Raw genomic sequence first — 25,603 nt, 5'->3', positions numbered from 1 at the left:
AGCGTGCCAGAAATCCCGCAAGTTTGCTTCAAAAATCAGTGACATTGCCAGCGAGATCACTTACTTGCCCACGTCGATAAGGCGAAGGAGGGCACTTTCTAGATAGAGTGGATCCATGAACCGACCGATCCCGTCTGCCCCAAAGCGCACGCCGTTGACTGCGTCAATGGCCCGCGCGCAGGCAACTGGCGGTCATACGAGTCTGCCGACCGTCGAGGAAGTCTCCTCCGGAGGCATCGTCATCGACTTCGAAAAACCGGATTTTCCGGTGGCGATCATCGCTCGGTATAACCGCGGCGGGCGCCTGGAATGGTGCCTTCCCAAGGGGCACCCGGAGGGCGAAGAAACCAACGAGGAAGCGGCCATCCGCGAAATCGAGGAGGAAACCGGCATCGCCGGCAAGATCCTCGCACCCTTGGGTTCGGTTGACTACTGGTTCACCGTGACTAACTACCGGGTGCACAAGACCGTACACCATTTCCTATTGGAAGCCACCGGCGGGCATCTGACCATCGAAAACGATCCAGATCACGAAGCCGTGGATGTTGCCTGGGTGCCGCTCGATGCCCTGGGCAAACGCCTGTCCTTCCCTAATGAGCGCCGGATCGCAGAACTGGCACGCGAGGTTCTAACGAAGTATGTCTCAGGTTCCTAATTCGTTTCAGGGCTCCGACCAACCGGTAACAGGAGCGTTGGAAATGGTTCCCGAACCAGTGGCCAAAACCCCGGCTGCCTCCGGCGGCTCCAGGTCAAAGGTCTATGCCCTGATGGCCTCCGGCACCTTGGTGTCCAGAATCCTGGGCTTCGTGCGCACTGCCCTGCTGGCCTTGGCCATCGGATCGGTGACATCGGTGGCGGACATCTTCGAGAAGGCGAACGTCATCCCGACGATCATCTTCATGCTGCTGGCCGGCGGCATCTTCAACGTGGTGCTGATCCCGCAGCTGATCAAGGCATCCAAGGCCGCGGACCGGGGCGCCGCCTACACCTCCAAACTGATCACCCTCACCATGGTCGTCATGGGCGCGATGGCACTGGTCCTCACGCTGTTCGCCAGGCCCCTGATCGTGGCGCTGACCCACAACTGGACCGAACCGATGATTGTGCTGGGCACGGCCTTCGCCTACTGGTCGCTGCCCCAAGTCTTCTTCTACGGCCTGTATGCCGTGCTCGGCCAGGTGCTCAACGCCAACGGCAGGTTCGCCGCATTTATGTGGGCCCCGGCGGTCAACAACATCATCCAGCTGCTGGTCATCGGCGCATTCATCATCACTTTCGGCGCCTATTCCTCCGGGGACCCGATGGATACCTGGACCACCGGCAAAACCATCTGGCTGGCCGGCGGCGCAACACTGGGAATCATGATGCAATCGGTAGTGCTGCTGTGGCCGTTGAAGAAGACCGGCCTACAGCTCAAACTCGATTTTTCCTGGCGTGGCATGGGCCTGCGCCACGTGGGCAAGCTGGCCATCTGGACTCTGGCAGCCATGGTCATCGGCAACGTCTCCTCGCTGCTGTACTCGAAGATCGTCTCCGCTGCGACGGCCGCCCGAACCGAGCTGCCTGCGGAGCAGGCGGCCTCCGTGGCCGGCGAATACGCGCTGAACACCTCTCAGTTGATCACCGTGCTGCCGCATTCGCTGTTCGCGCTGACCGTCGCCACCGTGCTGTTCAACGACTTCACTCGGGCCTTCCACGAGAACCGCCGGCATGACGTGGGTGGGCTGCTCAGCCAGGGAATGCGCTCGACAGCCATACCCATCATCTTCTGCACGCTGGTTTTCATCGTGCTCGCTGGTCCGCTGGGGCGTCTCTTCGCCGGCAACTCCGAATACGCCGCCCAGGCCGCCGGAGCGCTGGGCCAGTTGCTGGTGCTCACTGCGCTGGGCCTTCCGTTCAAGTCCCTGCAGTTCTTCATGCTGCGCGTGTTCTTCGCCGATGAGGACACCCGCACCCCCATGTTGATCCAGACTGCCACCGCCGCCCTGGGTCTGGTGCTCGCCTTCACCGCGGCCGCAGTGGTCGACCCGCTGCACATCGCCGCGGCCATCGCCTTCATCTACGGCCTGACCAACGTGCTCGGCGCCATCGGCACACACTATTTGGTCAAGCACAGGTACGGGGACTACGGCATCACCCGGGTGATCGACACCTACGTGCGCATCGGCTGGATGGCAACCATTTCCGCATTGGTGGGCTGCTTGGTGCTGTGGTTCATGGGCGGTTTCAACTTCGGATTCGCCTACGATTCGCTGATCACCGCCATCATCACCGTGATCGTCGTGGGTGGCGTGATGGCCGTGGTCTTCATCGGTTTGCTCTACAAGACCAAGGTTCCGGAACTGGACGGGTTCCTGGGCCCCCTGCTGCGCCGAATCCCGGGACTTAAGCGCTAGCAGCGGCGCCGCGAAGAACCAAGGTGATTCTGCCCAAATAGCCACCAATCCGCCGACATCGGCAGGTAACATGGCAGATGGCGGTGCCTCACTGCCATCGAACCGCAAACCAACCCCTTGGAGATGCACGTGTCGCAGCCAATCGATGTCGGCTCCGTTCTCAGCGGCCGTTACCAGGTCACCGAGACCGTTTTGTCATCCGCAGAAGGCGATCTGGTCCTAAGCGGCATCGATCAGGTGCTCAACCGCGCGGTCAGCATCATGGTGGCTTCGGTTCACAATTCATCCCAGCTGGCCACCAGCGCCCGTGAAATCGCCATGGGCGAGCGTACGTCCAATGTCCAGGTTCTTGACTTGGGCATCACCGATTCAAATCAGACCTATCTGGTCGCCAACGTGGCCCGTTCGTCGGACATGCTTGATCTGGTGCTGGAAACCGACGAGGCGCCGTACGTGGAGCCGTTCTTCACCGACACCCTGGGCACCGAGATCTTCGGCGAATCGCGCCAGTCCGTCCCGGAGACCTACGCGGACGATGACGAGTACTACGAGAACCTTCGCTACGAGGACGCGTCCGAACAGCAGGGCAAGGTCGGCACCGCGCTGTCCAACGGCTTCGCCGGCTTCAAAAACCGCTTCGGCAAGAAAAACCAGCAGCAGTCTGCCGAGGACGTCTACGACGATTCCGGCTACCAGGAAGACGACGGCCAGCAATATGCGGCTCCGGCCGATGTCGACGACCAGACCGCTCCGAATGTCCAGGTGACTCCGACCGCCGCTACCCCGGTGGCTCCTGCGCAGCCCGAGGCTCCCAAGCCGAAGGTCACGCGGCTGGACGACAAGGTCGAGCCCAACGTCACCGCAACCGCTGCCCTGGCCGCCGCGGCACAGTCCAAGGGCCAGGCTCCCAAGGCCAAACCGGAAGAATCCAGGCCCCAGCAGCAGAAGCAGCAGCCCAAGTCTGCCGCTGCCTCGAGCGACGCCAAGAAGAAGGCCGCAGCGGCGGCTGCCGGCGTTGCAGCGGGTGCGGCCAGCGCAGCTGCACCCAAGGCCTCGACTTTCCCGGCAGCGGCCAAGAACGCTCCGGTGCAGAACCAGGCCGTCGAACAGGTTGACGAGGAGGAGAGCACCTCGCGCGGCACCCGCCTGCTGGTCGGTGCCGTACTAGTGATCGTTCTGGTCATCGGCGTGGTCTTTGCCTTCAACTTCCTGGGCGGCGACAAGGACAACCAGGCGGATGACAACGGGGCCCCGACCGTCAACGAAGCTCCAACCACCCCGGGTGAGTCCAATACCCCGGAGGAATCCGAGACCCCGTCACTGCCGGCTCCGGCTGTCGCCGACGTCTCCCGACTGGTTCCGGGCAATCAGGAATTGAATTCGGCAACCGACGATACTTTGTCGAAGATGACTGACGGGAATGCCTCGAGCAGCTACAAGTCCTTCTCCTACACCACAGGCAACTTCGGCGGATTCGCCTCGAACATGGTTTTCATCCTCGAGCTTGAAGAGAAGTCGGCTGTTTCCGAGATCTCGCTGGATGGCCTGAACGCCACCGGTGGCGCCTACGAAATTCTCGTGGGCAGTTCGGATGATCTGGGCAGCGCCACGTCCGTGGCCAAGGGTTCCTTCTCCGGCCCATCGGTCACCGTCCCGGTCAAGGATGGGGACAAGGACTTCATGGAAGGCCAGTACATCTTCCTGAATGTCACCGATCTGCCTCGCCGGGCCTCGGGTGCCAATCCTGATCGTCCATACGGTCTGCAGATCGGCGAATTCTCCGCCAAGTAACACGCGCGGAATTTTTTACCAAAGCAATGCGTTGAGGTGGATAGTGAGGTTAGCCCTCGCTATCCACCTCGCATTATAAGAACGAAAGGGTTCTACCCCCGTGACTTCAGTACAGAACGATGAAATCCGCGACGTAATCATCGTGGGTTCCGGCCCTGCCGGTTACACCGCTGCGATCTACACCGCGCGAGCAAACTTGAATCCCTTGGTGATTGCAGGTTCCGTAACCGCAGGTGGCGAGCTGATGAATACCACGGACGTGGAGAACTTCCCGGGCTTCCCTCAGGGCATCATGGGCCCGGACCTGATGGACAACATGCAGCAGCAGGCAGAGCGCTTTGGTGCCGAGATCCTCTTCGACGATGTCACCGAAATGAATCTAGAAGGCGAGATCAAGACCCTCTCGCTGGCCGACGGCACTGTGTACCGTGCCCGTTCCATCATTGTTTCCACCGGCTCCGCATACCGCGAGCTGGGATTGGCCGATGAGAAGCGCTTGTCCGGACACGGCGTTTCCTGGTGCGCTACCTGCGACGGTTTCTTCTTCCGCGAACAGACCATCGCCGTGATCGGCGGTGGCGACTCGGCCATGGAAGAAGCACTGTTCCTGACCAAGTTCGCTTCCAAGGTCATCGTCGTGCACCGCCGCAGCGAGCTGCGTGCTTCCAAGATCATGGCTGACCGTGCCCTGGCGCACGAGAAGATCGAGTTCGTCTGGGACTCCGAGGTTGTCGGCATCACCGGTGCGGACAAGGTCAACGGACTAGTCGTCAAGAACCGTAACACCGGAGAAGTGTCCACTTTGGACGTTACCGGTGTCTTCGTGGCCATCGGTAACGACCCTCGCGTGGATTTGGTCAAGGACCAGCTTGAGCTGACTGCAGAAGGCACCATCGCCGTCGACGGACGCAGCTCCAAGACTTCGCTGCCAGGCGTGTTCGCCGCGGGCGACGTCATCGATTCCACCTACCGTCAGGCCATCACTGCTGCCGGCTCCGGCTGCGCAGCGGCGCAGGACGTCGAGCACTTCCTGGCCAACGTCAAGACCCCGGCAGAAGCCGCAAACTAATTCCTCAGAAAGGGGTTGCATCTCATGAGCAACGCTAAAGCAGTTACCGAAGCAACGTTCCAGGCAGAGGTTCTGGAATCCGACAAGCCGGTCATCGTAGACTTCTGGGCAGAATGGTGCGGTCCATGCCGCCAGCTCGGCCCTATCCTGGACCAGATCGCTGAAGAGCACGCTGAAAAGGTCACCGTCGTGAAGCTGAACATCGACGAGAACCAGGCCCTGTCCGCCAAGTACGGGATTACCTCCATCCCAGCCATGTTCGTGTTCCAGAACGGCGAGCACGTAGCTTCTTCCCTGGGTGCCAAGCCCAAGGCTGTCATCGAGAAAGAATTTGCAGCCTACCTGTAGCCAGTAGCCGGCATTTTGAGTGGTGCGGCGGGAATTGTTCCCGCCGCACCACTTTTTTGTCTAAAAGGGATCACAACTGCCCTTACCATTGTTCGAGTGAGCGAGGCGTTCTACCTTAGAGACGTTACGCGCATCATTCCAGTTAAACATATTCATACGCTTGTTTTTCACTGAACTACAAGAGGTGATCCTTTATCTCTCGTTGTCGTCCGTGCCAGCTGTGCATAACTGTAAGCAGTTGATGCAGGCTTTCACCAAAGTCGCCAGAACCTCGTCCTCCAGTCGTATAGGAGATTCTGATCCGCGGCTCCAATCCGCAGGCAGCCGAATCTTGGTGAATCGCATTATTCTGATCTCGAACTGGCAGGATGCTGATTGTATTGGTTCGGAAAGCCCTGGCCCCTACGAGCTACCAACTCCCGTCACCGTCGAGCGAACACTCCGTCCGGATATCTGAACAGTCGATATCGGGACCTCCCTGCCGCCATTCCACGCGGAAAAGACCCGTACCTGCAAAGTTAGCCATTACACCAGTAAACGATTTCACTCAATCCGATAGAACCTTTGCGTCCTAGGGCTTGCCCGCACCACCCCACATAACTGGAACACAATTGAAAGAGAGCGGAATTTCTTAGGCCATCAAAACGAAACCATTCTGGGTCCGGAACTTGTATGCCTTGAGCAAAGGCTACCGAAACTTGGTCACTCAAGACGCGACCAAGCCTGCAGTCCTCAGCGTCATTGTATCGGCGCCCGATGGCTCAACGCCAAGTTCATATAATCGGCAGCACTGCAAATCGTCGGCCCAAAGATTCCCCGATGCGTGAATATTCGAATCGTCGAGAGCCATCAATATTGCCGTTCATGGCCAGTAGCGGAGAACAACATTATTGTCGGTGAGGGGCACCAGATGTTCTCTTTCAGAGCCACCACGCGCCGCTGTTTAGACTCCCGACCACCGTTCCCCCAAGCACTGACTGCGCAGGAGATTCCGACTGCCACTGCTTCCGTGTGATTTACAGCGAAAGCGATGAGAGTCCTTGCATCTGCTGCCGCAGAAATCTTCCGAGACCTTAGGAGTGGTCTTCGCGCGCCGGCACAATTCTATCGACCATCAGTGATGGGTATTTTCCTGCCTGTCGTTGGGCAGAAACCAATCTCCAATAAAAATGGCCAAGTCGGCAGCTGCGAGTCAATGTGCACACATGGGGATCCGTGCGGCCCAATAAGCGTTTGAGCTTCCGGAGCGCGGATATCGTTGAGTCGAGTCGGTGCAATGTCCGCCGAGTCTTTTACGAGTGCATAAAGTGGGCAGGTGGCTCTGAACGGCAGTATTGGTGGTTCACAAACATCTTAATATTCAATACACTCGTCGAGTTTAGCGAATACTCACTTTTGACCCCGTGACGCGTGCAGAATGCATACGCCTTCTGCGTACGGTCTATGCAAGCATGAAAACTGCCACCGAAGAACTCGTTGTCACCCTGGTATTAAGATCTGCTAATCATTCGCCGCCTTCTACAACAAGACGTAGGCACTCCCGTTCTTGGTCCGTATCCTTTTGAGGTTTCTAGGAAACTGTCGCTGGCACCGCTGCAGCTCTAGGCACAACATGGCCCGCACAGCCGTCTGGACCGAAATTCTCCTCAAGCAATCTATCCAAATATGAGTTCCCATCTCCTGTGCAGGACAAGGTCGTCGCAGTGAACCATCGAAATCCTCATTGAGTTCCCCTCATGCACGTTGGCACGCTCGCGGCTTCGACAACGCTGTCGGGATAGGTGAATCTGTTCGTTGCCGCAATTCGATGTTTGCTGTTGAATGGCACTTCCAACCGTTGGCATCGCATTCATACTTACGGCAACCATTCATTCCATCATGATGCCAAGTGTGTGTGGCGATAAGCTTCTATGGATTAGTTCCAAGCTGTCCTGCGTTCGGTGATTCGCAAATTTGACGACATTTACACCTGTGTCCTTATGGCGACTGCTACCTTGATTGGCACTCATATCTCGCATCATTCGCGCATTTCAAGTGTTCATAGGAGTGGACCTATGTATCTGCCTATGTTGACCGGACCCTTAGCTTCTCTTGCTAACGGGCCATTCCCCCTGCATTGTTTCACGTGAAACACGATTGACGTCGATACCTTATTGGCGCATGCTGTGCACGCTCAGTCACGATTGCTTCAACGGATCTGTTTCACGTGAAACATGTTTCGGGCCAGACCGGGGCTGCGGGAATGATGATGTTTCACGTGAAACTCCTCGCGGAAGACTAGCCGGCCGCTGGCACCTCGCCGTGTTGTTTCACGTGAAACATGCCCTGATCCAAATGGCAGCATAGAGTCTCCGTCCTGAACCAGTAGGCCAGTGCCGCGCACCGCGGATCGGCACCTCGGAGCGCCATGGTGAAGGTCAACCACTCCCCCAAGCAACCACTCCCCCAAGCCCTGGCGGAAGGCTGTCGAGGCGGACTGCATGTACAACCACACCTTGGGAAGCTCGCGGGCTTCACGTGCTGCGCTGGGAATATCGTGGATCGCGGCGCAGTCGCAAAATGAGTCACGGGTGCCGGAACCTCCCGCCACCATTCCAAGATATCGCCTCATGGGCCTCCCATCGTTCCGCCCAGAAAGCTACCTAGCAGCCGGCAAGGAACTAGGCTTCTTGGCCTGATTTCCCGCGGGATGCAGCTGCCGGCACCACCGCAACTGTGAGGAAGTCTCGGAGTCAGCCGTATGTTGGCCGCCAGATCCCCCGCATTGCAGGCGTCAGCCTACTTCCGGTCGTTGGTGTCCGCGCAGAAAAGCCATTCCTACGACCAGCTGCGAGCAAGTCGGTTCGCTGTCGAAGCCTTCTTTCCACGGAGATTCTCTCCTGCGCGCAACCTAAGCCGACCGTGTCGATCATAGTTAGCGTCATCTCCTTGAACCAGAATTCTTCCCATCTCCGGCTGTTCCAAAACGTGATTCCCGATCGAATTGCTTCCAGAAATTACCCGCTGGTCATACCGGCGGAGAGCCCGATGCAGGTCGAATACCAAAGCAGCCCTCTCAGCCCGCCTAAGTGCTCCTCTGCGATGTTTCAGGCTCCACTTGCTAGGGGAAGGCGCTACGAAGCGCTCAGACGCCGCAGATCACTCTCCACGAGCTTCTGAGCGCGACAATGAATATTAAGAGTCAAACAAATGAGCACGGACAGGCTACGTTGAAGTTCAAATATCCACCTCGGGTAGATCTGATGTAGTTTGTCCTGGCTACGACTCCATCTGCTTCTAGTCCAACTCAGCACAGCACTCGCGTGGCCACAGTAGCTCATTTCTAAATCAGTTCCCCTTTGCCCATCATAAAGATTCCTTGGGATCTTTCTCCCATCAGAAGTTACCAAACTGAAAAGGAAACGCGCGTAGGCAACGGGAACTACACAACGGAGCAGTCTTCATAATTTTGTCCCTGAACCGGTATGCGCATGTAAATTATCGAGGCATGCGAATTTAGCAGGAAATGTCGGTCCAACAATAGCGGCGGTAGATACAGCCGCACCCGGAATCACTTATCAGCGAACTTTCTCTTCACATTTTGGAAGCTAGGCGGGCAGCAGTGAGAGAGGCGAACTTCTAGTGGCCCGATAGCAGCAATCGCTGTGTCCGATTCACAGACACAACCCAACCAAGGCACCAGCACTTCTTCTGTGACTCAGTTAGCTGAACACGGCAGAAAACTCCCTGGCCAGTATCTCGCGAAATTCGTACATCTTTTTGCGTGGCCAGTCTTGAACGAGATGAAAGACTGCCCGAAGAAGACCGACCATCTCATTTCCATAGTTCGCTTCGGTTACCAACAGCATTCAAAGAATCGATTTCCTAAGGTGAGGGGGCATCCCTCATCGGGCTGGCAACCGATATGCGCTCATCCCTTCAGATCAATGGAAGTTGAAACTCATTTTCGATTCTTAAGAACCACTGCCGAAAACATCAATTCCATTTTCGGGGCGGAGGCAATCTTCTAACGGAGGATTCGCGAAGCCGTAGAGTTGCCAGCGGGAATGCGGCATATGGTGTGCCGAGCCCCACCTGATAGGCCAAACTCATCAGACCGCCAAAAGGAAATCATTGAATTTCGCAAGACTATCTACCTGAGCTCTTGGTTCTGTGTATTCGAACATCTCTGGAATCTTCGGGTCGTAATCCACCCCTAGTAGCCCAGATGAGCATTGTTGAGTTACCTTCCTTCAGCAATACCTGCAGATGTTCACTGCAAGAGTTGACTGCTCAAAAAATTGCTTCATTATGCAAGGATGCTACTTCCACCGTGCGCAGGAAAGAATCTCGCTGGCGTGGCCGAGCGATGTCCTGCGCTGAACAGTTGGAGATGCTTGATACGGGCAGAAGCTACCCCGTCGGGTAAATGTGAGAGGTTCAGAATGCGTTGGATTGATGGTGCCAGGCTACTCCCCTGCTGTCAGCATCTCCCCTCCAAATCTTTTCCAATGTGAAGGAGACTGAATATTCGAAGCTTTGAGAGCCACCATTATTCCCGATCAGAGCCACCCGTTATTACGGTTCGGAGCCACCCATATATTCTTGTTCAGATCCACCTGCTTGATTGGCACGTTGCCTAGCGAATTGGCAGACATTGCACCGGACGAATGAAACGGTACTCGTGCTACGGAAGCGCGTAGGCCACTTGTCTCGCGCCGCACGCTACAATGATACGTTTGCTCACTGTGGCCTACCTGACCTTGTTCAGGGGAATGGTTTCGTCCTAACAACGGGCAGGAAGAATGCTCGCTGAAGGCCACTAAAACTGCCCAGTCGAGCGTAGACCGGCGCTCAGGCCTTGGGAGACCAATAGTGCTGCAGATGTAAGGCCCTTATCACCTTGACTGCAAATCACACGGACGAAGTGGTACCCCGCGTCTCCGACGCAGGCCGTGTTAGGGACACTGACACCTACGGAGAGAAAACAGCCACAGAAAGCGGATCTGAAAGGCAATGCTGGGTGGCACTCACGGGCAATAATACTGTTCTCCGCTAGTGGCTCTGAACGACAAATTTAGTGGCTCTCAATGAGTCAAATATTCAGCAGTGTCTAGCCAGCGAAATATTTGAAGAGGTACTCATTGCCGAGAGGATGAGTCCATCTTTACTGCTTTGATCTTGGCTTCATAGTTCACTGTGGAAGTGCATCATCTTGGGAAGAATCCAGAGAACTCTACTCAACTAGTAATTGCCCCTGTTATTTTGCCGCTGTAATTTCCTCCTGGGTTGACACCAGTTCGGTCTTCATCCGTGGCGGGCTTACGCCAAATTGCGCATGAAACTGAGCAGCCCAAAGCAGGGCCCGAAGAAGCTCCGAAGTCAGTTCTCGATCATTTTGGTGGTGAGCGGGAAAAGCGTCAGCGTTACCCAAACGTTGATGGAATCAGAGGATGCCGTATCGCCTTCCAGCTAAGCAGCAACTCCCTGGGCGATGCATAAGGACGGCAACACCTTGCTGTGCGGCTCAGGAGGCCTCTGGGGGTCCTGGACGCCCTCAGACATGGGTTGGAGGCTTTGGGGATCGTAGTGGCGCTGTGTGCGGTTCCAGCGGCCCTCGGGGCAGATTATGATACAAAATCATCCGAGCTTCACTTAAAGGTAGTAGTGCCATGCATGGAAGATTCGACAGAGCAACTACATGCATGGCCGGCGGTACTTTAATTGTCCGGTGTATCGCGCAGGTCAGTCGACTCACCAACCGTAGCTACTCTCCCCTGCCTTATCCGATGTCTACATCTTTCGTGCGGGCCGGTGTTCCACTTACGGTTAACTCTTCATCCGAGAAATTTACTGTCGATCAGCAGAGTTTGTTGCCAGCTACAGCGCGCTCCTCTGTTTCGGTGCCGCAGACTGATGTTCGAGGGTGCGTCCTGCTCGACCGACAGCATCTGCTTCTGACCAGATGGCAGCTTTCCAGCCTGGTTCATGCGTCAAAGCGCCCAAGGAATAAGACCCGCACTAGCGACGATGAACGTCTCCGTTTCCCCCTTCGGTAGTCCGAGCTGATTCGGTCAGGTTTAGTCAACCAGGTTCGGCTCGATAGGCACGTCCATCCCCAAGGTCGTGCTGTTTGCAGCTGGCAGCTTCTAAAAGTTTTCGCAGCCGTGATGGCAGTTTTCTCCAATGCAGTAAGCCGATCTCAAGATCATGAACGTCGGATCATCCGAGTCGTGGAGTGCGGGCCTATTAGCCGGATTGCTCTCCAGCAATACAGCAAGTAATGCAATCACGCTCGCACTAACCAACGACCGCGGAAACAGTTAGTAGCGGATTGCGCACGTTACGTCAGCCTTTGAATCTGCACTATTGTCCCGGCAGACTGGTGACCATTTAGAGAATTGTGACTGCTAAGTTCGGAGCCCTGCTTGTACCAGTTGCCTTGGTCGCTGCAGCAAATGCCATGCTCGCTTTCCATCCTTCGTGGTCGCTCCCCCGAAGGCAGGAAGTGGATATCTCAGATGACTTGGAAAGGCGTACTCACTAGTCTGCGTTGCGTCTTTAAGTTCTTTTTCGATCAGGGTGTCGAAGTAGAATTTTCAAACCAATGATCCATGGCCTCGCCGCGTCGAAGCAGTTCCTTCGACAGCAGGATAGTTGTTTCACGTGAAACACGGTTCATTCAAAACGCTATTAAGGCAATCAGGGTGTATGTTTCACGTGAAACATACACCCTGATTAGACTGGCCTACTAAGCTTTCATATTCGGATCGAGAACTTCCATGATTCGATTCAGATCTTCGACAGAGGCGAATTCAATGCTGACTTTGCCCTTGCGGCTGCCAAGCTGGATCTTGACGTTGGTATCGAGTCTGTCGGCAAGCGAAGTTGCGATAAAGTCGAGCCGCTCGTTCCGTTGCGTCTCGCGTACCTTTCGACCCTTCGGTTTCGGCTTGTCATCGCTCAAAGCGACTGCTTCTTCCGTGGCGCGCACGGACAGGCCTTCGTTGATAATACGCTGGGCGAGCTGCTCAATCGCCTCATTATTGGAAAGCCCAAGAAGCGCGCGTGCATGACCTGCAGAAAGCACTCCGGCGGCAACACGACGCTGCACCAGTGCCGGCAACTTCATGAGGCGGATCGTATTCGAGATTTGCGATCGAGAGCGCCCGATACGTTCAGAGAGCACTTCCTGAGTGCAATTGAACTCTTCCAACAACTGCGAGTATGCCGCAGCTTCTTCCAAAGGGTTAAGCTGCGAACGATGCAGGTTCTCCAAAAGAGCGTCACGCAAGAGATCAGTGTCTTGCGTGTCCCGAATGATCGCTGGAATTGTCGAAAGGCCGGCTTCCTGGGTTGCCCGCCAACGGCGTTCGCCCATGACCAGCTCATATGGTGCCTCGTTGTTTTCTCGTGACGGACGCACCACGATTGGCTGCAGGAGACCAATTTCGCGGATCGAGTGGATGAGTTCATCCATGTGTTCCTGATCGAAATTGCTACGCGGCTGTTTGCGATTCGGGTGGATCTGCTTGACGTCGATCTCGGCAAACTGTGCGCCAGGAACATCGACGAGCCCATCGGTTTCAGGCTGGATACTGGGTTCCGCAGGCTTCGGCTTAGTTGAAGCTACCGTGGAGGTGAGCCCCGGCATCGTTGCCCGAGGCTTCTTAGTGGAACGCGACGATGTACTCCCAGTTCCCGATGAAGAAGATTTCCTTCCCGGTTCGAAGAACATATCTACGGGTCGTGCAGGCTTAGTTTTAGACGGTGGAGCAGTCGTTTCTGTCGCGCTCGTTTCACGTGAAACATCTACATGTTCTTCTGGAACAGTCGCTGCCGGCGAGCTGGAGATCAGCGCACCCAGCCCCCTACCCAAGCCACGTTTCTTCTCAGCCATTTAATGCACGCCCTTTCATCCCGAATCTCAGCCCACGACTAGTCTACTGTTACCTGCGTTAAGAGTTGGGACGCGTAGTACATGAAAGGTGAGTGTTTCCGTCACTTCCGGAAAATCGACCCAATACTCCTGTCTTAAACAACTAAAAGCAGGAGTTTTCCTGCTTTTAGTTTCTGAAATGCTTCGTGTTACTTTTTGGCCCCTCGATCAGCGATTTCCTGTGCAGCCTCCGAGTATGAAAGCGCACCAGTAGAATTCGGATCGTATGTAATAACGGTCTGTTGATAACTTGGTGCCTCAGAAATACGGACAGAACGAGGAATCACTGCCTTGAGAACCTGTTCGGGGAAATGCTCACGAACTTCGTTGGCCACTTGGGCCGCCAAGTTCGTTCGCCCGTCGTACATGGTCAGCAAGATAGTGGAGACTGTGAGGCGAGAGTTCAGATGCTTCTGAATCATCTCGATGTTCTTCAGTAGCTGACTCAGGCCTTCCAAAGCGTAGTACTCGCACTGAATCGGGATCAATACCTCGCGTGCTGCAACGAACGCGTTAACTGTCAGCAGCCCTAGGCTCGGTGGACAGTCGATGAACACGTAGTCCAAACGTGGCTGCCCCAAGCGCTGCCGGGTACGGGCATAATCGTCCAGTGCGCGCTGAAGACGCTGCTCTCGGGCTACAAGGGACACTAATTCAATTTCGGCGCCAGCCAGGTGGATAGTCGCAGGCGCTACCTGAAGCGAAGGCAAATCAGGGCAGGTGGCTACAACGTCGGCCAGCGGTACGTCGTTGATGAGAACGTCGTAGATGCTTTCGACCTCGGCGTGATGCTCAATTCCTAAAGCGGTCGAAGCGTTGCCCTGCGGATCAATATCGATCACCAGGACATTCAAGCCACCCTTCGCTAAAGCAGCAGCCAGGTTGACGGTCGTAGTTGTCTTACCTACGCCACCTTTTTGGTTTGAGATAGTGAAATAACGGGTCTTGTCAGGCTTGGGCACCTTACGGGCCTCCAAAGCTTCGCGTCGACGATGTTCACTCGCCAGCTGGCTGGCTAGCGGCGAGGAAGAGTCATTAAAGTCAAAAACACTGCTCGACGAATCCTTGGTCTTAGACAAGGTGAAACTCCTCCTCTTGAAAAGATGCAGTCGCAGTTTCCGACTGTCATCGACAATGTTTCACGTGAAACATTCAAAACAAGTCCTTAAGATTGCAATCCGCTTTTCAGTGAAATTAATTCAACAAAACGCGTCTGGCGCACCTAAAGCTGTTTTAAGCCTAACTTGTTGGACTAGCCAACCTTGATACGAACCACCGTAGTGGGTTCGCTGAGCAGACCTTCCCCGATCACGAGTACCTCGGTCTCCTTGCCACCCAGCTTGCGGATAGCCTTCGATGCCTTGTCGATTTCCTCAGCAGCGGAACGCCCCTTAATGGCGATGAGCTCCCCTGAACCGTGGAGCAGCGGAATCGTCAGCCCAGCAAGATTAGTCAGCGCTGATACAGCGCGTGCGGTCACGTAACGGGCGTTGACGACATCGACCATCTGTTCAGCGCGCCCCCGCATTACGGTGGCGTTGGTCAGTCCGAGGTCATCGATGACCTCGGAGAGCCAGATGCAGCGGCGTTCCAGAGGCTCGATGAGCGTCAGATTCAGGTCCGGGCGGGCGATGGCCAGGCAAAGCCCTGGCAGGCCAGCACCTGAGCCCACATCGGCCACCTCGGCGTCCTTCTCCATAACTGACTCGATGACCGCACAGTTCAACACGTGACGGGACCACAGACGGGGTACTTCCCGCGGGCCAAGCAGGCCGCGCTCGATGCCGGAGGTGGCCAGGTGCTCTACATATCGCTTGGCAAGATCGAGGCGGTCGCCGAAGATCTTTTCGGCGGCGAGTGCCTCTTCTGCGGTAAGGCTGAGATCCTCAGTCATTGCATGGTCCTTTGCTTGTTCACGTACGCTAGTGGCCAGCGCGGCTTAATTGTCCAGCGTTGACACAACGATGTGCCGGCGGCCCGACTCACCCTCGGATTCGGAATGCAGTCCAGCGTCGGCGATCACGTCGTGCACCAACTTGCGCTCATATGCGCTCATTGGTTCAAGATGGACTTCTTCGCCGGTCTCCCGGGCTTTTTGGATAGCTTCATCCGCGATTGTGCGCAGCTGATCAGCACGATCCGAACGGTAACCTGCAATGTCCAGAACCAGTCGCGATCGCTCTCCGGTGGCATTCAGAACTGCTAGGCGGGTGAGCTCTTGGAGCGCATCCAAGACCTCGCCGTCCTTACCTACAAGGCCGCTCAGGTCCGTCCCTGCTTCATCGGTCACGATGGAGATGTAGGTGCGACCGCCGCGGATTTCGATGTCGATGTCGCCATCGAGATCCGCGATATCCAGAAGTTCTTCAAGATAGTCGGCGGCTACGTCGCCCTCGTCCAGAACTTCCTGCTCGGAATCGACCTGGTTTTCCAGATCGGGCACTTCAAAATTTTCGGCTGCAGTCATGGCTATTTCTTCTTCCGGCGGTTCTTACGCTGTGGCTGCTCTCGCTGGCCCTTGGCCTGCTCAATGACAGGCTGCTCTGCTTCTGCGGTCTTCTTCTGGCCAACTGGCGGCAGGCCCTTGGCAGCACGGCGGGCGTTGAGCTCACGCTCTGCTTCAGAACCCGGGGTTGGGTTGTTGTGGATAACCCAGTACTGCTGGCCGAGGGTCCACAGGTTGGTGGCGGTCCAGTAAATCAGCACACCGATTGGGAAGTTGATGCCACCGATGCCGAAGACCAGAGGCAGGATATACAGCATCATCTTCTGCTGCTGCATGAACGGGCCCTGCAGGGCTTCCGCACTCATGTTCTTGGTCATCAGCTGCCGCTGGGTGAAGAACTGCGAAGCGATCATGGCAAGGATCATGATCACGGCGACAACAACAACAGCCCAGTTGGTGTTGCCGGAGTTGAAGGTGCCCAGGAAAGTCTCGGACAATGGGGCACCGAAGATAGATGCCGAGTCGAAGCTGCGGATGTTCTCGACCGACAGCGCACCGACGGACTGATTGGTCTCGCTTGCATGCGAAGCGTTATTCAATACGCGGAACAGCGCGAAGAAGAACGGCATCTGGATCAACAGCGGGAGGCAAGAAGACAGCGGGTTCGTCTTGTGCTTCTTGAATAGCGCTTGCTGTTCTTGCACCATGGCCTGACGCGACATCTGGTCAGTCTTGCCCTTGTACTTCGCCTGCAGCTTCTTAAGATCCGGCTGCAGTGCCTGCATGGCACGCTGAGACTTGATCTGCTTGACGAAGACCGGGATCAGCAGGGTTCGGATCAGCAGCACGAGGAAGATGATGGACAGGGTCCAGGTGACGCCCGAGTCCGGATTCATGCCAATGATCGTGAACAGTTCGTGGAAAGCCCACAGAACCCAAGACACCGCATACGTAAACGGAGTCAATATCGTGTCTAGGAAGTTGTTCATCAGAGGTCGCGCTCCTTGCGGCCGCTATCCGCGGCGTCTTCATCGTCGGGAATCACAGGATGATTCAGAACTATGATCCTCGGCAGTTTACCTTCTGGCCAAATCCTCGGTCCCTCGGGAACGTGGTCGACACCACCGTGGGACCACGGATTGCATCGAAGGATGCGCCATGCAGTTAGCCCGGCCCCTTTAACGACGCCATGCTGGGTAACTGCTTCGAGCCCATAGGCAGAACAGCTGGGGAAATATCTGCATACATCGCCGTACAACGGCGAAATGATTTTTCGGTAAATCTTGAGCAGGCCGATGAGGATATTGCGTGGCAGGTCAATAACGAACCACACAACACCTGTACGGGGTGCTGAATCCTTGCGCATCAGCGTGCCTCGGCTTTTCTAACCGCAGAGGCGAAGGCCGAGGAAACCTGCGAATGAATTTCATCCCAGGAAATTTCTGCAGCTCCTGGAAGCGCACGTACGACGATGTCCAGATTTCCATCTGCACGCCGAAGCTCATGGGCGATTTCGCGCATTCTCCGCTTGGCAAGGTTCCTTTTAACGGCAATACCTACAGCCTTGGACACAATGAATCCAAATCTATCCCCCGATTCTTCATCAGTCCGGGGTCGTGCATATAGCACGACGTTCCGGCGTCCGCTTCGGACGCCGGAACGTACAGTGGCTGTAAGGTCCTGCGCTAGGCGCAGTCGCTGATTCTTTGGCAACATGGGATTTCCTCGTGACTCTTAGTCGAGTCCAGGAAAACTATGCTGCCAAGAGCTGTGTCGCAAATTTATGCGGACAGCTCGCTGCGGCCCTTGCCACGGCGTGCCGACAGAATGGCACGACCCGCACGGGTACGCATACGAAGGCGGAAACCATGCTTCTTGGCACGGCGACGGTTGTTTGGCTGAAAAGTCCGCTTGCTCACGGTGATACTCCAAGACGATTAGTGATACGCCCTACCCGTTGCTAGCTAGCTGGATAACAACATTGGTGACGCACATTTATTTTTGAAAAACGCGAGGCTCCGCGGGCTCTTCTAAAACTGAGCAGGTCGCAAAACGCACGCATGGGACTTAGTAACAATAGAAAAAACTGCGCGCCAGGTCAAATTGGCACAGCTGTACCTCCCCGTTTGAACCAGCGGGGCAGTGCCTGTGAATAATCTACCCCAAACTTGTGGATTATCGGTGGACTTAACGAAAGAAAGTTCACATCCAGACCCGTGCTTCCATGTCATCGCGTGCTTGAAAACGCTTGATTTCAAGGGAAAAATAGTTTTCCACAACCAAAACCTCGAGTTTTTCCACCGAGCTGTGCATAACCATGTGGATGACGGATAGAATCAGGGGAGACGATGCCGCTTTGGCACCATCGGCGGCACCCATTTACGGAGTGTTAAGTGACCAAGATTGCATTAATTCGACGGAAAGCGGGGCGCCCTTAGTGAGCAGCGACGAGACCAATAGCATTGGTAGCTCATGGCGCCAAGTAGTCCGGAAGATCGAGGACGACGACCGCGTTAAGGCCCGCCATCGGGCTTTCGTTTCTCTCGCCAAGCCACAGGGATTGATCGGGACTACCCTGCTGGTGGCTGTGCCCAATGATTTGACCCGCGACATGCTGCAGACCCAGCTTCGAGAGCCACTGGATGATGCGTTGCGCGCGGTATTCCAGGACGACATTCGCTGCGCTGTCAGTGTTGACCTGTCGTTGTCAGATGAATTGGAAGCCGAAGAACCTGAGGTTCCGGCCGCGCCGGCAGCACCACAGGCAGTGACTGAAGCGCCTGGTCCGCGCCCGCAGCCAGCACCGCAACCCACTCCCCCATCAAATTCGCAGGAATTCGGGCGCCTGAACCCGAAGTACATTTTCGATACTTTCGTCATCGGGTCCTCGAACCGTTTCGCGCATGCAGCCGCTGTTGCCGTCGCAGAGGCCCCGGCCAAGGCATACAACCCGTTGTTCATCTACGGTGATTCTGGCTTGGGCAAGACACACTTGCTGCATGCCATCGGCCACTACGCTCGCCACCTCTACAAAGGCATCCGCGTACGCTATGTGAATTCCGAGGAGTTCACTAACGACTTCATCAACTCCATCCGCGATGACGAAGGCGCCAGCTTCAAGCAGACCTATCGCAACGTCGACATTCTGTTGATCGACGATATTCAGTTTCTGGCAAACAAGGATGCCACTCAGGAAGAGTTCTTCCATACGTTCAACGCGCTGCACAACCACAACAAGCAGGTTGTGATCACTTCGGATCTTCCGCCCAAACAGCTTCAGGGTTTCGAAGACCGTATGCGTTCGCGTTTCGAATGGGGCCTGCTTACGGATATTCAGCCGCCGGAGCTAGAAACGCGTATTGCTATTCTGCGCAAGAAAGCCGATGCCGAGAATCTTTCCGCACCCAGCGATGTCATGGAGTACATCGCTTCACGCATCTCCACCAATATCCGCGAGCTCGAAGGCGCCCTCATCCGTGTCACTGCCTTCGCCTCGCTGAACAATCAGCAGGTGGACCTGGCGCTAGCTGAAACCGTGCTCAAGGATTTGATTAGCGACGATGGCGCGCAGGAGATTACTCCGTCGACCATTATCAAGCAGACCGCCGAATACTTCGGGTTGACCATTGAAGAATTGAACAGCAAATCGCGTACCCGCACGCTGGTCACTGCACGTCAGATAGCCATGTACCTGCTGCGTGAATTGACTGAGATGTCTCTTCCGAAGATCGGCGCGGAACTTGGCGGACGCGACCATACCACCGTGATCCACGCAGACCGCAAAATCCGCGAATTGATGGCCGAGCGACGCGCGATCTTCAACCAGGTGACGGAACTGACAAACCGCATTAAACAGAGCCAGCGGGAGCACTAAAAAGCCGAAACCACAGGTGTGGATAAATCTGTGGAAGATCTGGTGATGATCTGCGGATAAGTACGTCTTTGCATGTGGACGTTAAAAATCATGGAACTGAGTTTCAACAAGGTCATGGAACTGAGTGTCACTTCCAAACACATGTTGTTCACATGCACAATCGGCCTCAGGTCTGGCGTTATGGCACTTGTCCACAGTATCCACAGGGGTTATTAACACTTCTACCTTTAAGACTTATTCATCCAAATAACGAGTCCACTCCCTGACCAGGACTTCGAAACTGTGCAGAACCCTGAATTTTTGTTGTCTCTTCCACACTTTGGGTCCCTCGCTGAGACAGCGTCGGATGGACGTGGCAAAATTATTTGCAGAGAACGTGCAACTACCTGATCTATGCTTAAGAACTTGGCGGGAAACTACCTTCTTGGCCTGGCTTAAGACTTATGGGTTTCGAAAGGCGGATTTTTCGTGAAGTTCAGCGTTGAAAAGGATGTTTTGGCAGACGCCGTATCTTGGACCGCCCGGTCCTTGGCGCAGCGACCACCTTCGCCTGTATTGGCTGGCATTCTGATCACTACCCACGAAGGCATAGTTCGCCTCGAGGGATTCGATTACGAAATTTCGTCCCACATCGAAATTCCTGCGGACATCTCCGAGCAGGGATCAATCCTGGTCTCAGGCAAGCTGTTAGCAGAAATCACCCGCTCGCTGCCAAATTCCACAGTCACCCTCGAAACCGAAGGGTCAAAGATTTCCTTGGCCTGCGGCCGTTCACGCTTCCATCTCGCAACGATGCCAGTCGATGAATACCCAACCCTGCCTGCATTGCCTGAAATTGCTGGCACCATCGATGGGCAGGCATTCGCAGAATCCGTTTCGCAGGTCATCGTGGCTGCATCGAAAGATGACACTCTCCCGGTACTGACCGGTATCAAGGTCGAGATCGAAAACGATCTCATCACCTTCCTCGCTACCGACCGTTACCGGCTGGCCATGCGTGAACTCAACTGGACTCCGAACCAATCAGAAATCTCTACGTCGTTCTTGATCAAGGCAAAAACACTCAGTGAAGTGGCCAAGACCCTCTCGAGCTCGGGTGAACTCAAACTTGCCATCAGCAAGAACGGCGAAATGATTGGTTTCGAGAGTGCGAACCGTCGCACCACTTCATTGCTGATCAATGGTGAATACCCGAAGATCCGTTCCTTGTTCCCCAGCGACACCCCAATCCATGCCACGGTTCGTACCAGTGAATTGATTGAAGCCGTGCGCCGCGTCTCGGTGGTGGCCGAGCGAAATACCCCGGTACGCATGGCATTCACGGATGGACAGCTGACCTTGGATGCCGGTACCGGCGAGGATGCCCAGGCGGAAGAAGCCATTGTTGCAGCCCTGCGCGGCGAAGACATCGTGGTGGCATTCAACCCGACATTCCTCTCCGAAGGCCTGAACTCCTTTAACACCGATTTCGTTCGTTTCTCCTTCACCAGCGCACCCAAACCGGCAATGTTGACCGGGCAGGAAAAGCTGGATGAGGAAGACCAGGACCAGTACCGCTATCTGGTCATGCCAGTTCGCCTGCCGAACTCCAACTAACAATTTTTCGGTGGGTGGCAGCTGCCACCCACCGCTTCTTCGTGTCAGGATTCCGGTGTATATCTCGCAGCTTTCACTCACGAGCTTCCGCTCGTATGCGCAAGCCGACGTGCACCTTGTCCCGGGGATCAACGTCCTGGTGGGGCCTAACGGCGTGGGCAAGACCAACATCGTCGAATCCATTGGTTATCTGGCGAATCTTGCCTCCCATCGGGTCAGCAATGATGCACCGCTATTAAATTTTGGTGCCGAACGCGCGTTGATCCGAGGCACGCTGCATCGAGGAAACCAGCAGACGCAGCTCGAAGTGGAGATCACCAGCGGAAAGATCAACCGAGCTCGCATCAATCGCGCGAATCCGGTGCGTGCCCGGGAAATCCTTGGCATGGTGCGCACCGTGCTCTTTGCGCCGGAGGATTTGGCCTTGATCAAGGGCGATCCCTCGAACCGCCGCCGGTTCCTCGATGAATTGCTGGTGACCCTGCGCCCTGTCGAAGCCGGGACCAAAAACGACTACGAACGCATTGTGAAGCAGCGCAACGCGCTGCTCAAGTCGATCCGCGGGAAGTCCAAGCCGACTACCTCGCAGGAAAACACGCTGCAGGCGTGGGACTTGCAGCTGGCAGCCTGCGGAGCGCGACTGATCCGCGGCAGGCTCAACGTCCTGTCGCTGCTGCGTCCCTACATGCAGGCCGCTTATGCGGATCTTGCCGACGGCGCGAAGGAAGCCAGCGCGGTATATCGTTCATCGCTCGAGGGAGAAGTGGATGATGCCAGCCTGCCGGCCCGGGATCTCGAGACCCTTGGACAGGAAGAAATCCAGGAATTGCTGCTGACTGCGATCGAAGCGAATCGTTCCCGCGAGCTGGATCGAGGCATTTCCCTGTTCGGCCCGCACCGTGACGATCTGGTCCTGACCCTTGGCGCGGCACCGGCTAAGGGCTACGCCTCGCACGGCGAAACCTGGTCCTTTGCGCTGTCGCTGCGTTTGGCGGCCTACCGCGTCTTCGGCGACGACGACCCCCGTCCGGGCTCCGGGCCGATCTTGATCCTGGACGATGTTTTCGCCGAGCTGGACGCAACCCGCCGCAACCGCCTGGCCCATATTGTCGCTGGAGCCGAACAGGTGCTGGTCACCGCCGCCGTGGTAGAAGACGTTCCCGAGGCTTTGAAGGGGCATTTCTTCCAGGTCTCCCCTGGGCAGGTTGTCGATGCCTAGCCAGAATTTCGACGACGAGCATCGCATGGATCCGGAAATCGACGCCGCCAGGGCGTTGCTCAACCGCATGCGCAAGCTCGCCGAGGAACGCGGCGATTCGCGTCTGGACGCGGCACGCTTGGCCAAGGTGCGCAAACGCCAGAACTCCCGCAATACGCCGGGCGCAGGCAAGAAAACGATAGACGACGATGCTCCCCGCGACCCGCGGTCCATCGGCGCCGTGGTGGCCAGAATGTCCAAATCACGCGGCTGGAGCACCCAAGTGGCCGTCGGATCGGTGCTCGGCCGCTGGAACGAGCTGGTCGGCGAGAACATCGCAAAGCACTGCCGTCCGGAGTCTTTCGAGGACACCGTGGTGGTGGTCCGCTGCGATTCCACGTCATGGGCCACGCAGCTGCGGCTGCTGAGCCACCAGCTGCTGAAGAAGTTCGACGCCGAGCTCGGTCCGGGCATCGTGACGGTCATCCGGGTGATCGGTCCGAACGCACCTTCGTGGCGCCACGGTTTGAGATCGGTGGCCGGTCGCGGCCCCCGGGACACCTACGGCTAAAAATGCTGGCATGGCATATGAAGCTCTAACGCACCTCCCGGCTGGATCCCCCCTCAGTTGATCACCCAAACTCGCTCAGATGGTCTATTCCGTGCCTTCTGCGGCTGATTTAGGCCACAGAATCCCCGATAATTTTGCTGTAGGCGGTAGAATTAGGGGTAGTGAATTGACTGTGCCGTGGGTGAACCCACGTCTACGTCGCTCCAGACCAAGATCGCTGGACGCGTCCGGGCTCGGACCGCGCATGGTGGTCGCGCGCCAAAATCGAGGAGTTCGTAGCACCCGTGTCTAACGAAAACGCTTCATCGCAGGAACCGGACAACATCCCAGTGCCTGCAGAATCGATGACTTCAAAAGTCGAGCACACTTACGGCGCCCAGGATATTACCGTCCTCGAGGGACTCGAAGCGGTACGCAAACGCCCGGGCATGTACATCGGTTCCACCGGCCCCCGCGGCCTGCACCACCTGGTTTATGAAGTCGTTGACAACTCTGTCGACGAGGCGCTGGCCGGATACTGCGACACCATTAACATCACCCTGCAGGCCGACGGCGGCGTGCGCTGCGAGGACAACGGCCGCGGCATCCCCGTGGACATCCACCCCACCGAGGGCAAGCCCACCGTCGAGGTCGTCATGACCATCCTGCACGCAGGCGGCAAGTTCGGCGGCGGCGGCTACGCCGTCTCCGGCGGCCTGCACGGCGTGGGCATCTCCGTGGTCAACGCGCTGTCCCGCAAGGTCGACACCGTGGTCCGCAGGCAGGGCCACGCCTGGCGCATCGGCTTCTCCAACGGCGGGTTCACCACCACCCCGCTGACCCAGGGCGAGGCCACCGAACAGACCGGCACCACCCAGACGTTCTACCCGGACCCGGAAATCTTCGACACCGTCGAATTCGACTTCGAGACCCTGCGCGCCCGCTTCCAGCAGATGGCGTTCCTGAACAAGGGCCTGCGCATCACCCTCACCGACGAACGCATTCCGGAGACAGCTGAGCCGGAGGCCGAGGTCGAGGAGGAGATCGAGAACCAGGTCGTCAAGCCGCGCCGCGTCGACTACCTGTACAAGGACGGCCTGCTGGACTACGTCAAGCACCTGAACGCCGCCAAGAAGGTCGAGCTGGTCCACGACGAGGTCATCGCCTTCGAGTCCGAGGACTCCGCCCGCGGCATCAGCCTGGAAATCGCCATGCAGTGGACTACCGCCTACGCCGAGTCCGTGCACACCTATGCGAACACCATCAACACCCACGAGGGCGGCACCCACGAAGAGGGCTTCCGCGCCGCGCTGACCAGCCTGCTCAACCGCTACGCGCGGGACAACAAGATCCTGCGCGAAAAGGACGACAACCTCACCGGCGACGACGTACGCGAAGGCCTGACCGCGGTGCTCTCCGTGAAGCTTTCCGAACCGCAGTTCGAAGGCCAGACCAAAACCAAGCTGGGCAACTCGATGGCCCGCGGCTTCGTGCAGGGCGTGGTCAACGACGAGCTCGGCGACTGGTTCGGCCGCAACCCGAACATCGCCAGGGACATCATCCGCAAGGCGCAGCTGGCCTCCCAGGCCCGCATGGCCGCGCGCAAGGCCCGCGACAACGCGCGACGCAAGTCCCCCATGGAATCCTTCGGCATGCCGGGCAAGCTTTCGGACTGCTCCTCGAAGAACCCCATCGAGTGCGAAGTGTTCATCGTGGAGGGCGACTCCGCAGGCGGCTCGGCCAAGCGCGGACGCGACCCGCACACCCAGGCCATCCTGCCGCTGCGCGGCAAGATCCTGAACGTGGAGCGCGCCCGGCTGGACCGCGCGCTGGGCAACGCCGAAGTGCAGTCGATGATCACCGCCTTCGGCACCGGCATCGGCGAAGAGTTCGACATGTCCAAGCTGCGCTACCACAAGATCGTTTTGATGGCCGATGCGGACGTCGACGGCCAGCACATCACCACGCTGCTGCTGACCCTGATCTTCCGCTTCATGCGTCCGTTGATCGAGCAGGGCTACGTCTTCCTGGCCAGCCCTCCGCTGTACCGCATCAAGTGGTCCAACGCCCCGCACGACTATGTGTACACCGACAAGGAACGTGACGCGGCCCTGGTCGCCGGCGCCGCCGCCAACAAGCGCCTGCCGAAGGAAAACGGCATCCAGCGCTACAAGGGCCTGGGCGAGATGGACTACTCCGAGCTCTGGGACACCACCATGGACCCGGATCGCCGCACGCTGCGCCAGGTCACCATGGACGACGCCGCCGCCGCGGACGAGATTTTCTCCGTCCTGATGGGCGAGGACGTCGAGTCCCGCCGCAACTTCATCCAGCAGAACGCCAAGGACGTCCGTTTCCTGGATATCTAGGCGATACCACCGCGGACCGTAGAACTTTTTTGATGTGTAAGGGAAGAA

General features: G+C 56.8%; 19 protein-coding genes. 10 read left to right on the top strand and 9 right to left on the bottom strand.

Annotated elements, in window-relative coordinates; all coding sequences use genetic code 11:
* Nucleotides 1-115 precede the first annotated feature (115 nt).
* The 5 genes from IEY43_RS14620 to trxA all read left to right on the top strand — a co-directional run bounded on the left by IEY43_RS14620 (nt 116) and on the right by trxA (nt 5,604).
* Nucleotides 116-655: an NUDIX domain-containing protein gene (locus IEY43_RS14620; protein ID WP_188949308.1), complete on the top strand. Its 540-nt coding sequence runs from the start codon at nt 116-118 to the stop codon at nt 653-655.
* A gap of 43 nt (nt 656-698) precedes the next feature.
* Nucleotides 699-2,396, top strand: coding sequence for a murein biosynthesis integral membrane protein MurJ (gene murJ, locus IEY43_RS14615; RefSeq protein ID WP_229777428.1), 1,698 nt, complete (start codon nt 699-701; stop codon nt 2,394-2,396).
* A gap of 129 nt (nt 2,397-2,525) precedes the next feature.
* Nucleotides 2,526-4,187 (top strand): hypothetical protein, encoded by a 1,662-nt coding sequence (locus IEY43_RS14610; RefSeq protein ID WP_188949307.1) that lies wholly within the window; start codon nt 2,526-2,528, stop codon nt 4,185-4,187.
* A gap of 100 nt (nt 4,188-4,287) precedes the next feature.
* A complete protein-coding gene (gene trxB, locus IEY43_RS14605; RefSeq protein WP_188949306.1) occupies nt 4,288-5,256 on the top strand; it encodes a thioredoxin-disulfide reductase in 969 nt (322 codons plus the stop codon).
* A 24-nt stretch (nt 5,257-5,280) separates the two neighbouring features.
* Nucleotides 5,281-5,604 (top strand): thioredoxin, encoded by a 324-nt coding sequence (gene trxA / locus IEY43_RS14600; RefSeq protein WP_047120561.1) that lies wholly within the window; start codon nt 5,281-5,283, stop codon nt 5,602-5,604.
* Between the two features lie 6,730 nt (nt 5,605-12,334).
* On the opposite strand, the gene IEY43_RS14595 is transcribed toward trxA, so the two are convergent.
* From IEY43_RS14595 to IEY43_RS14555, 9 genes are all read right to left on the bottom strand, one after another.
* Nucleotides 12,335-13,483, bottom strand: a complete 1,149-nt coding sequence (locus IEY43_RS14595) for a ParB/RepB/Spo0J family partition protein (RefSeq protein WP_188949305.1) — start codon at nt 13,481-13,483, stop codon at nt 12,335-12,337.
* Nucleotides 13,484-13,671: 188 nt separating this feature from the next.
* The gene (locus IEY43_RS14590) at nt 13,672-14,601 is read right to left on the bottom strand and encodes a ParA family protein (RefSeq protein ID WP_229777427.1); all 930 of its coding nucleotides are present in this window, start codon (nt 14,599-14,601) and stop codon (nt 13,672-13,674) included.
* 173 nt (nt 14,602-14,774) lie between these two features.
* Entirely contained in the window at nt 14,775-15,416 is a 642-nt protein-coding gene (gene rsmG, locus IEY43_RS14585) for a 16S rRNA (guanine(527)-N(7))-methyltransferase RsmG (RefSeq protein WP_188949304.1), read from the bottom strand.
* A gap of 45 nt (nt 15,417-15,461) precedes the next feature.
* The gene (locus IEY43_RS14580; protein WP_188949303.1) at nt 15,462-15,989 is read right to left on the bottom strand and encodes a Jag family protein; all 528 of its coding nucleotides are present in this window, start codon (nt 15,987-15,989) and stop codon (nt 15,462-15,464) included.
* A gap of 2 nt (nt 15,990-15,991) precedes the next feature.
* Nucleotides 15,992-16,957, bottom strand: coding sequence for a membrane protein insertase YidC (gene yidC / locus IEY43_RS14575; RefSeq protein WP_188949302.1), 966 nt, complete (start codon nt 16,955-16,957; stop codon nt 15,992-15,994).
* The gene (yidD, locus tag IEY43_RS14570) at nt 16,957-17,334 is read right to left on the bottom strand and encodes a membrane protein insertion efficiency factor YidD (RefSeq protein ID WP_188949301.1); all 378 of its coding nucleotides are present in this window, start codon (nt 17,332-17,334) and stop codon (nt 16,957-16,959) included. The genes yidC and yidD overlap by 1 nt, the downstream gene beginning before the upstream one ends.
* The gene (rnpA, locus tag IEY43_RS14565; RefSeq protein WP_188949300.1) at nt 17,334-17,684 is read right to left on the bottom strand and encodes a ribonuclease P protein component; all 351 of its coding nucleotides are present in this window, start codon (nt 17,682-17,684) and stop codon (nt 17,334-17,336) included. The genes yidD and rnpA overlap by 1 nt, the downstream gene beginning before the upstream one ends.
* Before the next feature lie 65 nt (nt 17,685-17,749).
* Nucleotides 17,750-17,887: a 50S ribosomal protein L34 gene (gene rpmH / locus IEY43_RS14560; protein ID WP_188949299.1), complete on the bottom strand. Its 138-nt coding sequence runs from the start codon at nt 17,885-17,887 to the stop codon at nt 17,750-17,752.
* A 283-nt stretch (nt 17,888-18,170) separates the two neighbouring features.
* A complete protein-coding gene (locus IEY43_RS14555; protein ID WP_188949298.1) occupies nt 18,171-18,347 on the bottom strand; it encodes a hypothetical protein in 177 nt (58 codons plus the stop codon).
* Between the two features lie 58 nt (nt 18,348-18,405).
* Here IEY43_RS14555 and dnaA point away from each other — a divergent pair, with 58 nt between their 5' ends.
* The 5 genes from dnaA to gyrB all read left to right on the top strand — a co-directional run bounded on the left by dnaA (nt 18,406) and on the right by gyrB (nt 25,555).
* The gene (gene dnaA / locus IEY43_RS14550) at nt 18,406-19,842 is read left to right on the top strand and encodes a chromosomal replication initiator protein DnaA (RefSeq protein WP_188949297.1); all 1,437 of its coding nucleotides are present in this window, start codon (nt 18,406-18,408) and stop codon (nt 19,840-19,842) included.
* A 468-nt stretch (nt 19,843-20,310) separates the two neighbouring features.
* Nucleotides 20,311-21,438 carry a DNA polymerase III subunit beta gene (dnaN, locus tag IEY43_RS14545; protein ID WP_188949296.1) on the top strand — a complete coding sequence of 376 codons (1,128 nt, stop codon included), beginning with the start codon at nt 20,311-20,313 and terminating at the stop codon, nt 21,436-21,438.
* Nucleotides 21,439-21,493: 55 nt separating this feature from the next.
* The gene (gene recF, locus IEY43_RS14540) at nt 21,494-22,657 is read left to right on the top strand and encodes a DNA replication/repair protein RecF (RefSeq protein ID WP_188949295.1); all 1,164 of its coding nucleotides are present in this window, start codon (nt 21,494-21,496) and stop codon (nt 22,655-22,657) included.
* A complete protein-coding gene (locus IEY43_RS14535) occupies nt 22,650-23,207 on the top strand; it encodes a DciA family protein (protein ID WP_188949294.1) in 558 nt (185 codons plus the stop codon). Before recF ends, IEY43_RS14535 begins: the two co-directional genes overlap by 8 nt.
* A gap of 344 nt (nt 23,208-23,551) precedes the next feature.
* Nucleotides 23,552-25,555, top strand: a complete 2,004-nt coding sequence (gene gyrB / locus IEY43_RS14530; RefSeq protein WP_209550428.1) for a DNA topoisomerase (ATP-hydrolyzing) subunit B — start codon at nt 23,552-23,554, stop codon at nt 25,553-25,555.
* The last annotated feature ends 48 nt before the right edge of the window (nt 25,556-25,603 follow it).

The organism is Glutamicibacter protophormiae (genome assembly GCF_014647495.1).
Lineage (GTDB): Bacteria > Actinomycetota > Actinomycetes > Actinomycetales > Micrococcaceae > Glutamicibacter > Glutamicibacter protophormiae.
Note: the sequence above shows the minus strand (reverse complement) of the source record. Positions and strands in the feature narration are given on the sequence as shown.

Excerpts from the sequence above, each read along its gene's own strand:
- IEY43_RS14620 (WP_188949308.1), top strand. The coding sequence starts at position 116 with ATGAACCGACCGATCCCGTCTGCCCCAAAGCGCACGCCGTTGACTGCG.
- murJ (WP_229777428.1), top strand. The coding sequence starts at position 699 with ATGGTTCCCGAACCAGTGGCCAAAACCCCGGCTGCCTCCGGCGGCTCC.
- trxA (WP_047120561.1), top strand. The coding sequence starts at position 5,281 with ATGAGCAACGCTAAAGCAGTTACCGAAGCAACGTTCCAGGCAGAGGTT.
- IEY43_RS14595 (WP_188949305.1), bottom strand. The coding sequence starts at position 13,483 with ATGGCTGAGAAGAAACGTGGCTTGGGTAGGGGGCTGGGTGCGCTGATC.
- rsmG (WP_188949304.1), bottom strand. The coding sequence starts at position 15,416 with ATGACTGAGGATCTCAGCCTTACCGCAGAAGAGGCACTCGCCGCCGAA.
- IEY43_RS14580 (WP_188949303.1), bottom strand. The coding sequence starts at position 15,989 with ATGACTGCAGCCGAAAATTTTGAAGTGCCCGATCTGGAAAACCAGGTC.
- yidC (WP_188949302.1), bottom strand. The coding sequence starts at position 16,957 with ATGAACAACTTCCTAGACACGATATTGACTCCGTTTACGTATGCGGTG.
- yidD (WP_188949301.1), bottom strand. The coding sequence starts at position 17,334 with ATGCGCAAGGATTCAGCACCCCGTACAGGTGTTGTGTGGTTCGTTATT.
- rnpA (WP_188949300.1), bottom strand. The coding sequence starts at position 17,684 with ATGTTGCCAAAGAATCAGCGACTGCGCCTAGCGCAGGACCTTACAGCC.
- IEY43_RS14555 (WP_188949298.1), bottom strand. The coding sequence starts at position 18,347 with ATGGGTGCCGCCGATGGTGCCAAAGCGGCATCGTCTCCCCTGATTCTA.
- IEY43_RS14535 (WP_188949294.1), top strand. The coding sequence starts at position 22,650 with ATGCCTAGCCAGAATTTCGACGACGAGCATCGCATGGATCCGGAAATC.
- gyrB (WP_209550428.1), top strand. The coding sequence starts at position 23,552 with ATGACTTCAAAAGTCGAGCACACTTACGGCGCCCAGGATATTACCGTC.